Genomic DNA, 13,356 nt, shown 5'->3' with positions numbered 1-13,356 from the left:
TTTATGAGGAATATTATATTATCCCTGAGTCAAAAATTGATATGGATATACATCATCTTAATTGAATGAATGGAACTTGTTATTTCATTTTAGATATTAAGATGGTGAGGCATAACGGGATAATTCTATGGTTTATATTTTATTGTTTTAAATAACTATTTTAAGATTTAAAAATGGAATTTACTAAATTATAAGTGGTTTTAATAATATTGGTAAGATGATTTATTCGGCTTAATCGAAGCTCATGTCACTCATATTATTAAAACATATTTATAACGGTTGCTATAAATTGGAGTTAATATTACATGAGTAATAATAAAGGAAAGCAGTTCCTGGAAGGAGACCTCCTAGGCAGTCAGCATATGACTGAGCAAGAAGAGGAAAAATTGCAACGCTCATTGACCAATCGTCATATTCAAATGATTGCGATTGGCGGTGCAATTGGTACCGGATTATTTATGGGTTCTGGAAAAACATTAAGTGTTTCTGGGACTTCAATTATTTTAACCTATTTAATTATTGGCTTTTTCTTTTTCTTCGTGATGCGAGCAATGGGTGAGTTATTGCTTGCCAACACGAACTTTAAAACATTTGCCGATTTCGCAACCGCTTATTTAGGTCCATGGGCAGGTTTTTTTCTGGGTTGGTCTTACTGGTGTAACTGGATTATTACAGCGATTGCTGATGTGATTGTGATTGGAGGGTACATGCAGTTTTGGTATCCCGATTTACCCGTCTGGATCCCCGCATTTACCTCATTAGCCATATTAACCATACTCAACTTTGTGGCCGTTCGGCTGTTTGGTGAACTGGAGTTTTGGTTCTCACTCATCAAAATTACCGCAATTATTCTATTCATATTGGCGGGTATTTATTTAATTAGTACAGGCTTTACTTCTCCGAATGGAGTCAAAGCTTCGGTGAGCCATTTGTTTGAAACACAATCTATGTTTCCTTATGGCGTTACAGGTTTCTTAGCTGGTTTCCAAATTGCCATATTTGCGTTTGTGGGTATCGAACTGGTGGGTACAACTGCCGCAGAAACAAAAGACCCGCACACCTCACTTCCAAAAGCCATTAACTCTATTCCTTTACGTATTTTATTGTTTTATGTGGGCGCATTGGTTTGTATTATTGCGGTCACATCTTGGGCAAAAATTTCACCAGAAAAAAGTCCATTTGTGGAAATGTTTACCTTAGTTGGCTTACCAATTGCGGCAGGTTTAATTAACTTCGTTGTCGCAACCTCAGCTCTTTCTTCGGCAAATAGCGGAATCTTTGCAACCAGCCGTATGCTATATGGTTTAGCTTTAGATAATGATGCACCGAAAAGCTTTAGTAAGTTATCTAAAAGAAAAGTTCCAATTCGAGGGCTCGTCTTTTCAATGGCTTGCGTAACGCTTGGAACTTCTATTTTATTTATTGTTCCAAATGTTATGACTGCATTTACGATTATCTCAGCACTCACTTCAATTTTATGTATTTTTACATTTATGTTGATTGTGATGTCATATATTTATTATCGTAAGAAAAGCCCTGAATTACATATTCAGTCAAAATATAAAATGCCGGGTGGTTTATTTATGGCATGGCTGACGATGCTATTTTTAGTTTTTACGATCGTCATTTTAGCTTTAGATCATGACACACTGATTGCTTTAGAGTTTTCACCAGTATGGTTTGTTGGATTATTTATTGCCTATAAATATAAAAAGAAAAAGATGTTGCAGCTTGATATTTTAAAAGCACAAAAGGTTGATTATATTTAAATAAATTTTAATAATTTTATTAGAAATCTTATTATTTTAAACCCCATAAAAAAGCCTCATTACGAGGCTTTTTTATACACTTTATTTAATATTTGGATCACCTTTTTTCAAGAAAAAGCGAATCGCTAATTTTTGTAGGAATGTTCCATAAGGAGGGTGGAAAAGCTGAGTCGGGAAAAATCGATGACGAATAAAAACAGTTTTGGCATGTGAAAGTTCACGGAAACCTTCTTCACCATGATATGACCCCATGCCTGAGTTTCCGATACCGCCAAAAGGAGCATCATGGTTAACTACATGCCAACCCCAATCATTAATGGTCACACCACCCGAATGAGTTTCACGTAAAATTCGGTCACGTTCTACTGAGCTATGTGTAAAGCAATAAAGCGCTAAAGGTCGTTCATCCGATTTTACATAGGTAATAGCGTCATCTAAAGAATCATAAGCCACCACAGGTAAAATAGGGCCAAAGAGTTCTTCTTTCATAATGCGCATGTCTGGCGTGCAATTCAGCACAATCTGTACAGGCATTCTGCGACCTTGTTGGTCAAAGCTGTAAGTATCACAAGGAATAACACGTGCACCTTTTGCTTGTGCATCGGTCAAAATATCTTGAATACGTTTTAAATGGCGGTCATTTACAATTGATGTGTAATTTTCATTATTTGTGATGTTTTGACCAAACATTTTTATAAAGCTTGATTTTGCAGCATCCACAAATTCATCAATACTTTCTTTTGGAACCAATGCATAGTCAGGCGCTACACAGATTTGACCACTATTTGTTGCTTTACCATGTGTAATACGTTTTGCAGCATCGGCAATCGGGTAATTGCGGCTTACAATGGCTGGTGATTTTCCGCCTAATTCGAGAGTAACTGGAGTCAAATTTTCAGCAGCTGCTCGCATGACGACTTTGCCAATGGCAGGAGAGCCAGTAAAGACAATATGGTTAAATGGCAAAGTGGTAAATCTAGCAGGATCTGTAATTTCTTCACCAAAAACTGCCACTTCATCTTCGTTAAAGACTTCGGCAAGCATGCGTCGTAGCATTGCGTTGGTATTTGGGGTAATTTCAGGCAGTTTAATCATAACTCGGTTGCCTGCAGCTAATGCGGCAATGAGTGGACCAAGTGCTAAATAAACAGGGAAGTTCCAAGGAACAATCACACCCACCACACCTTTAGGTTGGTATTGCACACTTAAACGGTTTGATAAAAATAAAAGTTCGGTACGGCGTTTACTTGGACGCATCCAGCGACGTAAATGATGAATGGCATGATCAGCTTCCAACACAGAGCCAAGCAAATCGAGTAATTTGGATTCATCGAGTGATCTTGAACTAAAGTCAGCATTAATCGCGGTAGCTAAAACATCTTGATAGCGAATAATTTGTTTTTTGAGTTGATGCAGTTTTGTGCGGCGTGCTTCAAGACTTGGGTAGGGATCTGCCTCAAAATTGGCACGTTGTTTGGAAAAAATAAGTTCCATATGTTCAGTGGCAGAGCCGCTATATTCTTTTAAAGTGGAGCTTTCCATTATTGTTCCTTCCATACTTTTGCTTATCATACTTTATGCTTGAAGCACGGTATGGTCGATGTTAAATTGAGACAACAAGAGGTAGTTTAGTGCCATTATGCACGTCACTCTAGGGATGGTGTGAGTTAAATGCCTAAAAATATTTATAAAAATGCAAATAGTGTTATTGAAGGAAATTATGATAATACATCCTTAGGTGCCAATACATATTTGCTAGGTTTAACCAGTTTATTTGATGAAATGGGTTCGCAGGACCATTCAATATTAGATGTCCTATCTGGTACAGATATTTCACCTGATACGATGAATCAATCCTCTTTATATATTTCTCAAGTCCAAAAAATTCAGTTATTTCAAAATATTCAAAAACTATCTCATGATCCTTTAATTGGACTACGTGCGGGACAAAAGCAGCGGTTATCAGATTTTGGGGTGTATGGCTACGCACTATATTCTTCGCGCAATTTTAGACAAGCGGTAGAGCTTGGTATTCGGCATATTAAACTTGCAGGGCCTATTTTAAAGAAGTCTTTTTATATTCGAGATGACGTTGCCATTTTTGAAGGGCAGGACATTATTGCACTGGGTAAGCTTCTGCCTTTGGTGTGCGAGTTTTGGTTTAGCTCCATGCAAACCTTAATTGAACGGGTGCTTGAAAGACCATTTCAAGCGAAGAAGCTTTTATTACCTTATCCAGCACCTGACTATGCAGAAGAATATGAAAAAGTTTTTCATTGTCCCGTTCAGTTTAATGCTGGGGTAATGCAATGGCACTTTGATTTAAAGTGGCTCGATGTACCTTGCCCAAATGCCAACCCGATTACTGCGGACATGTGTAAGTCCTTTGGTGAGCGGATGTTAGGTGCAGCAGTAGCCGAAGAGCCTGAGTTGGTGAAAACAATCCGTTTAATATTATTGGATGGAACGGGGCTTTTTCCGTCGGCTCAAGAAATGGCTGAACGGTTACATATGTCAAAGCGAACCTTACATCGGCGCTTGGCAGGTTTTGATTTAACTTATCAAGAGTTATTAGATGAGACTCGGCGCCGTCTTGCGGATGAATATTTGCGAGAAACAACTTTAACCGTAGATGAAATTGCCGAAAGAATTGGCTTTTCAGATACCTCTAATTTTAGAAAAGCCTATCGTCATTGGACAGGTATTTCACCAAATGAGTATCGTGAGAAATTAGTTTTATAAATAGTGATGAGTTGAATTGTATGGATGAAAAGGATGGCGATTTAAGTTTTGAAAGTTTTAAAAATACAAATAAACCAAATTTCTTTGGTAATATTGAGTATATTTACTCAATTTTTAAAATTAAAGAACTACCCATAGATTTACTTTTTAAGATTCTAAATTTGGTTTTTCCTGATTTCCTTATAAATGAAAATCATATTTTTTTAGCGAGTGAGTTTGATCAAGACAAATTTGATAATTTGCAAAAGGTAGAAGAGATAAACAAAGCTCAGTTTTGGATGAATCTCATAGAATTGACGAGCCTACATGACGAGATGACAGCGGAGCAGGCTTTATTAATCGCGCAAAAAATCGTTGCTTCTTGGAATGCAAAAATTAAATATGAGGGGTTAAATGCACATGGCAGAGCTAGAGTTTTTGAAGAAATTGAATATGGTGAGATTTTTATAACAATTGATTAGCTTTCAATTGTTATAAAAACTAATATTAGAATGAGTTATATCTGTATCTTAAATCGAGAAAGTAACTTTTTCTGCAAAAATGGATTACAGAGCAAAATCGCAAATAAAATAATAAATATACCGATAATGCTGAATAGATCCGGTAATTCATGCCAAAAAACAAATCCCCAAACTCCTGCAAAAATAATAGCAATATAGTTCATTGGGCCAATTTGGCCTGCTGGCGCTAGGCTATAAGCATAAGACATAAATAGTTGGCTAATGTTTGCTAAAAGTCCTGCTGCAATCAGTAGGCTTAATTCGTGCCAAGTGAAAATACGCCAATGCCAAAACATTGGAATAGAGGAAATTAAACTACCAAAAACACAGAAGTAAAAAACGATACGTTCAGGCGGCTCTGTACTGGTTAAAGCTCTTACGGTGACAAAAGCCATTGCTGATAAAAAGCATGCACCCAAGCCAATAAAAGATAGTGCGTTAAATAAACCTTGGTCGGGTTTAGCAACAAATAAAACCCCAACGAGGCCAATCACAGCGGCAAAAATCATCGATTTGGTAATTTTTTCTTTTAAGAAAAGCCATGCAATCAGTGGAATAAAGATAGGGGATGAATAACTAAAAACCATGGCATTTGAGAGTTTTAAGTTAGCAATCGCATAGAAAAAGCCATACATTGCAGCAAGACCGACTAGACTTCGCCACGTGTGCATCCAGAGTTTATCGGTTTTAACGAAGTCTAAGCCCTGTTTAAACAGCATCGGAATAAAAATAAATAAACCTACAGCATTTCTAAAAAATACGACGGTCGCGTTGTCTACCGTTTGTGAAGCAAAACGAATGCACACACCCATAATGGAAAATAATAATGCCGATGTCATAAGACAAAGCAGTGCTTTTCCAAGTTGTGTAGAGGGGAGATTTAGAGCAGTCTGATTTTGCATATCGAAATAAGTTTTTGGTTTTCGGTGTTATCTTAGCAGCGATGTAGGCATTGGATGAAATATCATTTAATAATGATTCAATAGTGATACTTATTAGAATAAAAAAGAGAGCCTAGGTCAGCTCTCTTTTTATCTTATTGGATGTTATTTACAGCTAAAGTTTTCAGCTTTTTCGCTATCACCTTGACCATTGTAACGGGCAATGAGTGGGTAAGGACAAAGTGGACGGGTGCGGTCTGGCGCCCAGTCTTGTGGAAGCTCAGTATTCACTTGTCCACTCGGGTTACCTGCGCCGCGTGCAGTTGCAATGATTTTGTCAGGTGCTTGCCCATATTCCACCCAATTAACTAAAGCAGTCAATGCGTCAAATTGGTCGGTCGCAATGCCATCACGGGTATGGTTCATACCCGGAACTCTAAAGAAACGCGCAAATTCAGGTGCTGTACCTTTCGCATCATTTTTATAGTGTTGTAGCAGTTGATCGTACCAATTTTGGGTGTCATCTACAGAGAAAACGCCGTCTGCTGTGCCTTGTACCACAATCATTTTTCCACCGTGATTACGGAGTTTATCTAGATTAAGCTCATCGGGCGGCATCATGAATGACATCGAACTTTCGGTGTATATATCATTAGTTGCCGATAGTTTTGGATAGTCGGTATCGAAGTTAAAATTAAAGGCAAATTGTCTAGAGTTTTGAGTCACGGTTGGGTCTGGTGGAACTTGAAAAAGAATGCCGACTGCAACGGGGTCACGCGCTGTTCCCACCGAAGATTCAAATTTCCAGCTTGCCCAGTTAATGCCGACTAAACCGGGGTCGAAAGGCTGGGTTGCATAGAGCGCTTGTCCAGCAGAGTTTACAGGGCCGCGGTAAATGTTGGCTAAAACATCAATTTGTTCGGTGCTTAAACAAGTACCATCTCGTGTGCTTGAGCAAACGGGTACATGCTTATGAATATCAAAAGCCGTACGGCAAGCCTCGACATCTTGCACCAAGCCATCTGCAACACCGTCTAAAGCATCGCATCGATCTAAAATTGCTTTTGCTAATACTTTGCGCTCTGAAAGGGTAAGAGCCGTACTTAGGTCATTTTCATCTGTTGCGACACGACGAAGCTGCTGTGCTGTGTAGAGTTGAGCTGCGGCCGCACGAGGTAAATGAAAGCCCGGTGTACTTGCTAAAATTCCATCATATTGGTCGCCCAAACGGGTTGCAGCAATCATGGCATGACGTCCGCCGTTCGATGTACCACCTGCATATGAGCGGTCTGGCAATTTACCATATGCGGCCTTAATTAGGTTTTTTGCCATAGGCGTGAGCTTGGTAATCGCACCGTAGCCGTAGTTAATTCTGGCTTGAGGGTCTAAACCAAACATTGGATTTTGTGAAGCGTTATGTCCAGCATCGGAGGAAATAACAGCAAAACCATCATGTAGAGCATTGGTGAGTGGTCCACCGCTACCAACCTGACCTGTTGCAGGGACTAAATTACCATCGGTTCCGCCATTACCTTGATAGAGAAAACGACCATTCCAGTCAACAGGTAGGCGCATTTCAAAACCAATTTGATAGGTTTGTCCATCAACAGGGCTTATACGTTGATCCATATAACCTTTAACCAAACAATGAGCGCCAATCGGTTTGTTGGCGACAGTCAATGTGCCTGCCTCTTGAAGAGTGGAGGAGCTAATGACCGTATTGTTGTATTGAAATCCGAGTAAGTCCGTACAGCTTCCTGTCATTTTTACGCCAACAGCAGGAGATAACTGCGGTGGTTTGGTTGTTGAGGGAACCGTTGTGTCATCATTATCACTTCCACAGCCTGCCAAAGCACCAAGCATGGCAAGCACTAAAGCGGAGCGGGTCAAAATTCGTTTATTGTTGGTGTAATTCATTTATTCATATCCTTATTGAATGAATGTTTGTAATTAATCTAAAACCAAAAAATTAGCTGTGCTTCGTGCGATCATTTTGTTGTTTTGCCAAGCTTCACTTTCGAGATTCAGTACAGTTTTGCCTTGTTTGATGAATCGGCATTTTGTAATGACTTCGCCTACAGCACAGGGCCTTAAAAAATCCATGGTTAAGTTGATGGTGGTGGCGGGTTTATGGTCATTAGCGAGAAATGCAAAAAGCCCCATTACGTCGTCAAGCATGGCGCAGATCATGCCACCTTCAACGGTGCCGCGTGGATTGGTAAAGCTTTCTAGTGCTGTGTAGTGGATGGTGAGTTCAGTGTTTTTGTCATTCCAATGGATATTGTGTCCACCCAAATGGTGATGGATGGGCGGTAAGTGTTCTAAAGTTTTTTGATCCATAATGAAGTGTCCATCCTTTTGTAAGTGTTATAAAAATTATTATTTCACCGTGTAGGCATCATAAATAACCGCTTTGCCCAAGCGCATTGCACTACCTACCGCAACGGTCTGGTTCAGCCATGAGTATTTAGGTGAGCTGGTTTCAAACTGCATGGTAATTTTGAAATAGTAATTTTTCGGGTCAACATCTTTGCCTTGGGCAAGCTGTTTTAGCGTTTCGGCTGAGCCATGTCGGTAACCTTTGGTTTGAAGATAAATAAGTGCACCGTCATCGGTTTCTAATAAATATCGCGTATCAATAATGGCTAGTCCTTTACTGTCGACAATTTGCCAATCTGCACCATTATTTAAAATACGGCCTTTAAGTGTTTTGCCTTCGAATGTCCCACCTGTAATAGGAATAATTCGGCGTTTACCAGCATCACTGGTTGTGCCTAACTCCCAAACAGGCGCATTTAAATCAACACTAAATTTTGCTAAAGGCTCAAGCTGAATAGGTGGAGGGCTATATTGAGTTTCAGCGTGAGTCAGGGCAATCAGACTCATTGTGCAGAGTAGCGTTACAACTTTCTTCATGATGAATTTCTCGAAATTAAAAAGAGGTTCTATATGTGACAGAACCTCTTGTTTTGAATTATTTAAATTTCCATGTGTAGTCGATGTTGATACGGGTTTCGTTTACAGGTTTGATATTTGCTGTAGAGAGCATGTTATTGTCATAAATGGCATATCGTGCACGTAACCCTAGATTTTTTAACCAGCCACTTTGAACGGTGTAGCCTAAATCGAAGTCTGTTTCTCGCTCTTTTAGATTGGTTCCACCTAAGTTAGGTGCATAAATATTGTGACCTGTGGTGTAACGGGTCATAAAACGTAAACCCGGTACATAATCTTTAAAGTCATGTTCATAGCGGAAACTATAGGCTTTTTCTTTTGCGTTTAAAAACTCACCCGGCCATGTATCAATAAGGAGCCCAGTTTCACCTCCAGTCAAATATGGAAAAGCCGTATCGCCGTAATGTTGGAAGGTTCCAAAAATAAATTTATGGTTTTGATGTTTGAGTTCGAAATGTGCATGATAAAGGTCATTATCGACTAAGCCAGCTTTTGCTTGTCCGTCGTCTCGGCTACGGTAGTAACGTAATTGTGAACTCAGGTTGGTGGTGTCATTAATTTTGTATTGGTGTAATGCACCCACCATGGTTTGGTTATAAAGATCATCAACATCCATATAAAAAGCGGTGAGTTTGAGTGAAGGGTTAAACTGATAGTTTCCACCTAAATAATAGAGTCCATCCGTTTCAGCACTTTTAAAACGACCATTTACCCCAGAAATTTTAATTTTTTCATAGTTGGTTGAATCTCTTTGATTTACCTTATCGATATAGGCGGCTTGTAAATCGAAATCTTTAATATCTTTACTGGTGAGTGAAATTCCTCGATAGGTTTGAGGAAGCAATCGAGCAGGTGAAGCCACTAAAACAGGGTTCATTGGCATTAGGGTACCAATGCGTAGTTCAGTTTGACTCATTTTAGCTTTTGCTGTGACGCCAATTTCTCCATAAGAGTCTGCCGGTTCATTGGTACGCGCGTCTCTAGGTAAATTGCCTGTACCTGCGTATTTGGCGCTTGCATCTAGTTTAAAACCTGCTGTTGCCAGTACATCTAGCCCAAAACCAACGGTTCCTTCGGTATAGCCTGAATTTGCTTTGAGAATAAACCCTTGTGTCCAGTCCCTCGCTGCTGGATAAGTTGATGGGACTTGATAGTCTCGGTCAAAGTAGAAATTTCGTGTGGTGAGTTCTACTGAACTGTTATCAATAAAATTGCCAGCCCACACTGAACTTGAGAGCATAAGGGTAGAGTACATCCATAATTTCGACATCGCATTTCTTCCTGAAATAACATTTTTTGTTTTCAAATAAGGCATAGTTGTTGTGTCTGCCTTATTTGGTTTTTAAATCGAATTATTTTCCGAGCAGTTCTCGGGCCACGATTTCTTTCATAATTTCATTGGTTCCCCCATAAATTTTTTGTACCCGTGCATCCACAAAAAAGCGTGAAATCGGGTATTCCTGCATGTAACCGTAGCCACCAAAAAGCTGGAGTAATTGGTCAATCACTTCACATTGGACATCGGTAATAAAGCACTTCAATGCAGCAACTTGAGTGACGCTTAACTGGTGTTGTTGATACAGCGCTGCACATTGGTCTACAAAAGCTTGAGCGGCTTTTGCTTTAATTTGCGCGTTTGCGAGTACAAAGCGTGTGTTTTGCATTTGACTTAAAGGTTGTCCGAAAGCTTTACGCTCTAATACATAGTCTTTGGTCAGTTCGATGGCGCCTAAAATTGACCCCAAAGCCATCATAGAAATGCTCAAGCGTTCACGTGGTAACTCTTGCATTAAATAGGCAAAGCCTTGTCCTTCTTCACCTAAACGCTGGGTTGCAGGAACATACACATCATCAAAAAAAAGTTCGGCTGTATCTTGGGCATGTAGTCCGATTTTTTGTAAAGAGCGGCCTTTTTTAACGCCATCTAACGCAGCATCGACTAATAAAATTGATATGCCTTTTGCTTTGGCTTGTGGATCGGTTTTTGCAACTAGAACGATCAGATCGGCATGCAAACCATTTGAAATAAACGTTTTTGAACCATTAATACGGTAATGGTCATTTTCTAAAATCGCTTGAGTGCGTATGGCTTGTAGGTCTGAACCAGCATTCGCTTCGGTCATGGCAATTGCAGTGACGACTTCGCCTGTCACCATTTTTGGTAACCAATAACGTTTTTGCTCTTCAGTTCCAATATTTTGTAGGTAAGGAGAGACCAGCTCATTTTGCCCGCCAATGGCAACTGCCAAAGATGCAAAGCCAGCTTGAGCCGTTTCTTGAACCAGCATGAGTGAGTAGTACACAGGAGCGCCATAGCCGCCATATTCTTCGGGCACATCGACGCACAAAAAGCCATTTTCCCCAAGACGAAGCCATAGTTCACGTGGGATAAGGCCATCGTGTTCCCACTGTTCGTAATACGGAGCAACCTGTTCTTTTAAGAACCTACGGTAGCTATCCCGAAATAGCTCAAATTCTATATCGTGCGGCATGTTGAACCTTTTTTTAGGCAAAAGTGGGACTAAGGCTCAAACCGAAGTTTGAGCTTCCTTTTTTATTTCAATCGCTTATTGCTTTAAGGTGGGTACGCGAATAATCAGCGGGTTATCAGTCTGCTTTTGATAAAGCTCATCAATGAAAGCGGCACGACGTTTAGTAATACTGCTTTGATTGAGATTGCCTTTATCCGTCACTTCGCCTGCATCGAGTTGAGGTGGCTCAGTCATTAAATAAAGCATAGAGACTGTATTTGAACTTCCAGTAGCATCTTTATTAAAGGTGGTTAAAAATTGGCGGAACCATTGCTGGACTTTAGGGTGTTGCAATATCTCTATTGCAGAATGTTCACTAAGCTTAAGGCCTGCATATTGAGCACACGCTTCTAATTTTGGAAAAATCAAAAAACCAACCGCATTCAGGTTTGAACCAGTAATGCAGACATCTTGAATCAGTAAGTTACCTTGAATGAGTACTTTATTGCGTAGTGTGCCCACATTCACAAAAGTACCCGTATTGAGTTTAAAGTCTTCAGCAATTCGTCCGTCGTACATCAGTCCTTTGGTTGGATCATTGATGTCGACTAAACGAACAGCATCGCCTGTATGGAAAAACCCTTCGTCGTCAAAAATAATGCTTTGCTGGTCTGCCTTTAAGCGCCAATAGCCTTTCATAACATGTTTGCCACGAACGCAAAACTCAAGTTTGTCACCACATGGCACTAGCTTGATTTCGCATCCCGGAGCAGGGTAGCCAATAAAGCCAGCCATCACGCGCGGACCAGTGGTAAATGCACAAGAGGGTGCTGTTTCTGTCATGCCCAATCCGCTCATGATGCGGATTTTTTCTCTGCAATGTTTCTGAGCAATTTTATCGAGTCTGTTCCAGCCCGCTTCTGAAAGCGCTGCACCTGCAAAGAATAAAATTTTAACTTTGGCAAAAAAGCGATCTCTTAATTCTTCATCTTTTTCTAACGCTTCGGTGAGTTCTTCCCAGCCTTTTGGCACATTTAAATAAACGGTTGGAGAAATTTCTTTGAGATTACGAATGGTTTCGTCAAATTTTCCTGCAACGGGTTTGCCATCATCAATGTAAATGGTGCCTCCGTTATAGAGCGCAATGCCGACATTGTGACTGCCGCCAAATGTGTGGTGCCAAGACAGCCAGTCGAGTAGGACAGGCGGCGTTTCTTCAAACTCAGGGAAAGTTTGTAATAACATTTGCTGATTAACACACAACATTAAATGCGTGGTCGGTACAGCTTTAGGCAATTTGGTTGAACCTGATGTAAACAGAAATTTGGCAATCTGGTTTTCATCAAGGGTTTGATAAAACTCTTGTACATTTGAAACTGGCGTATCTAATAGCGACTGAAAAGATGTGCAGATCTGATCGCCTACAATTCCTTTATTGGTCACTACTTCAATATCAGGCGTAATACATGCCTGAATCGCTTTGGCAAAAGCTTGTCCATCACTGGCATAGACCATACCAGGAGTGAGCACTTCAAACACATGTTTGAGTTTGCCAAAGTCTTGGGAAATCAGAGAGTAGGCGGGTGAAATAGCAGAGAAAGGTACACCTGCCAACATGGCACCCATAGACAGCGTTAAATGTTCGAGATCATTACCACTTAAAATAACGAGTGGTCGTTCTTGGCTTAAATTACGGTCATGTAATGCCTGAGCAATGTGCCATGCACGTTGTAAAACTTCTGCATAACTCAGTTTGACCCATTCGCCTTGAGCATTGCGTTTTGCTGCAAAAATATGGTCGGGTTTGGTTTGTGCAAAATGAATTAACCGATCTGTCAGTTTTTGTGGATACGGTTTTAATTGCTCTTTTGGGCTGATATAGAGCGTGTCATCTTTATGGTGATAATGAATATCATGTTGCCCTAATTTTACGAACCGTTCGCGGTCTTGTGATTGAGTGGCATTCATTTGCATTTCTTTCACTCCATGGGAAGCGCATCACTGCGCTTTATTTTTTGCATCATGCAATTTTTATTTA

The 13,356-nt window shown here is 40.1% G+C and carries 11 protein-coding genes; 3 read left to right on the top strand and 8 right to left on the bottom strand.

Annotated features, from left to right (window positions below; all coding sequences use genetic code 11):
- Window positions 1-305: 305 nt before the first annotated feature.
- The gene (locus ACLCEG_RS05275) at window positions 306-1,769 is read left to right on the top strand and encodes an amino acid permease (protein WP_410566413.1); all 1,464 of its coding nucleotides are present in this window, start codon (window positions 306-308) and stop codon (window positions 1,767-1,769) included.
- An 81-nt stretch (window positions 1,770-1,850) separates the two neighbouring features.
- Here the strand turns inward: ACLCEG_RS05275 and ACLCEG_RS05270 are convergent, their stop codons facing one another.
- Entirely contained in the window at window positions 1,851-3,311 is a 1,461-nt protein-coding gene (locus ACLCEG_RS05270; protein WP_410566410.1) for a coniferyl aldehyde dehydrogenase, read from the bottom strand.
- Between the two features lie 129 nt (window positions 3,312-3,440).
- Between ACLCEG_RS05270 and ACLCEG_RS05265 the strand changes: the two genes are divergently transcribed.
- Together ACLCEG_RS05265 and ACLCEG_RS05260 are read left to right on the top strand one after the other, a co-directional pair.
- Complete coding sequence (locus ACLCEG_RS05265) at window positions 3,441-4,511, top strand: AraC family transcriptional regulator (protein WP_410566407.1); 1,071 nt, start codon at window positions 3,441-3,443, stop codon at window positions 4,509-4,511.
- A gap of 20 nt (window positions 4,512-4,531) precedes the next feature.
- Window positions 4,532-4,972 carry a hypothetical protein gene (locus ACLCEG_RS05260; protein WP_410566404.1) on the top strand — a complete coding sequence of 147 codons (441 nt, stop codon included), beginning with the start codon at window positions 4,532-4,534 and terminating at the stop codon, window positions 4,970-4,972.
- Window positions 4,973-5,007: 35 nt separating this feature from the next.
- On the opposite strand, the gene ACLCEG_RS05255 is transcribed toward ACLCEG_RS05260, so the two are convergent.
- The 7 genes from ACLCEG_RS05255 to ACLCEG_RS05225 form a co-directional block, all read right to left on the bottom strand.
- The gene (locus tag ACLCEG_RS05255; RefSeq protein WP_410566401.1) at window positions 5,008-5,913 is read right to left on the bottom strand and encodes a DMT family transporter; all 906 of its coding nucleotides are present in this window, start codon (window positions 5,911-5,913) and stop codon (window positions 5,008-5,010) included.
- Window positions 5,914-6,057: 144 nt separating this feature from the next.
- Window positions 6,058-7,809, bottom strand: a complete 1,752-nt coding sequence (locus ACLCEG_RS05250) for a tannase/feruloyl esterase family alpha/beta hydrolase (RefSeq protein ID WP_410566398.1) — start codon at window positions 7,807-7,809, stop codon at window positions 6,058-6,060.
- Between the two features lie 33 nt (window positions 7,810-7,842).
- Window positions 7,843-8,232 (bottom strand): PaaI family thioesterase, encoded by a 390-nt coding sequence (locus ACLCEG_RS05245; RefSeq protein WP_100191913.1) that lies wholly within the window; start codon window positions 8,230-8,232, stop codon window positions 7,843-7,845.
- A 39-nt stretch (window positions 8,233-8,271) separates the two neighbouring features.
- Window positions 8,272-8,808: a DUF3237 domain-containing protein gene (locus tag ACLCEG_RS05240; protein WP_004702853.1), complete on the bottom strand. Its 537-nt coding sequence runs from the start codon at window positions 8,806-8,808 to the stop codon at window positions 8,272-8,274.
- A 58-nt stretch (window positions 8,809-8,866) separates the two neighbouring features.
- Window positions 8,867-10,117 carry an OprD family porin gene (locus tag ACLCEG_RS05235; protein ID WP_410566393.1) on the bottom strand — a complete coding sequence of 417 codons (1,251 nt, stop codon included), beginning with the start codon at window positions 10,115-10,117 and terminating at the stop codon, window positions 8,867-8,869.
- 82 nt (window positions 10,118-10,199) lie between these two features.
- Window positions 10,200-11,339 carry an acyl-CoA dehydrogenase family protein gene (locus ACLCEG_RS05230; protein WP_410566390.1) on the bottom strand — a complete coding sequence of 380 codons (1,140 nt, stop codon included), beginning with the start codon at window positions 11,337-11,339 and terminating at the stop codon, window positions 10,200-10,202.
- A 75-nt stretch (window positions 11,340-11,414) separates the two neighbouring features.
- The gene (locus tag ACLCEG_RS05225) at window positions 11,415-13,301 is read right to left on the bottom strand and encodes a feruloyl-CoA synthase (RefSeq protein WP_410566387.1); all 1,887 of its coding nucleotides are present in this window, start codon (window positions 13,299-13,301) and stop codon (window positions 11,415-11,417) included.
- Between the last annotated feature and the right edge of the window lie 55 nt (window positions 13,302-13,356).

It is taken from the genome of Acinetobacter sp. H1(2024), from assembly GCF_046557555.1.
Lineage (GTDB): Bacteria > Pseudomonadota > Gammaproteobacteria > Pseudomonadales > Moraxellaceae > Acinetobacter > Acinetobacter seifertii.
Note: the sequence above shows the minus strand (reverse complement) of the source record. Positions and strands in the feature narration are given on the sequence as shown.

Excerpts from the sequence above, each read along its gene's own strand:
- ACLCEG_RS05235 (WP_410566393.1), bottom strand. The coding sequence starts at position 10,117 with ATGTCGAAATTATGGATGTACTCTACCCTTATGCTCTCAAGTTCAGTG.
- ACLCEG_RS05275 (WP_410566413.1), top strand. The coding sequence starts at position 306 with ATGAGTAATAATAAAGGAAAGCAGTTCCTGGAAGGAGACCTCCTAGGC.
- ACLCEG_RS05265 (WP_410566407.1), top strand. The coding sequence starts at position 3,441 with ATGCCTAAAAATATTTATAAAAATGCAAATAGTGTTATTGAAGGAAAT.
- ACLCEG_RS05250 (WP_410566398.1), bottom strand. The coding sequence starts at position 7,809 with ATGAATTACACCAACAATAAACGAATTTTGACCCGCTCCGCTTTAGTG.
- ACLCEG_RS05270 (WP_410566410.1), bottom strand. The coding sequence starts at position 3,311 with ATGGAAAGCTCCACTTTAAAAGAATATAGCGGCTCTGCCACTGAACAT.
- ACLCEG_RS05260 (WP_410566404.1), top strand. The coding sequence starts at position 4,532 with ATGGATGAAAAGGATGGCGATTTAAGTTTTGAAAGTTTTAAAAATACA.
- ACLCEG_RS05245 (WP_100191913.1), bottom strand. The coding sequence starts at position 8,232 with ATGGATCAAAAAACTTTAGAACACTTACCGCCCATCCATCACCATTTG.
- ACLCEG_RS05255 (WP_410566401.1), bottom strand. The coding sequence starts at position 5,913 with ATGCAAAATCAGACTGCTCTAAATCTCCCCTCTACACAACTTGGAAAA.
- ACLCEG_RS05240 (WP_004702853.1), bottom strand. The coding sequence starts at position 8,808 with ATGAAGAAAGTTGTAACGCTACTCTGCACAATGAGTCTGATTGCCCTG.
- ACLCEG_RS05230 (WP_410566390.1), bottom strand. The coding sequence starts at position 11,339 with ATGCCGCACGATATAGAATTTGAGCTATTTCGGGATAGCTACCGTAGG.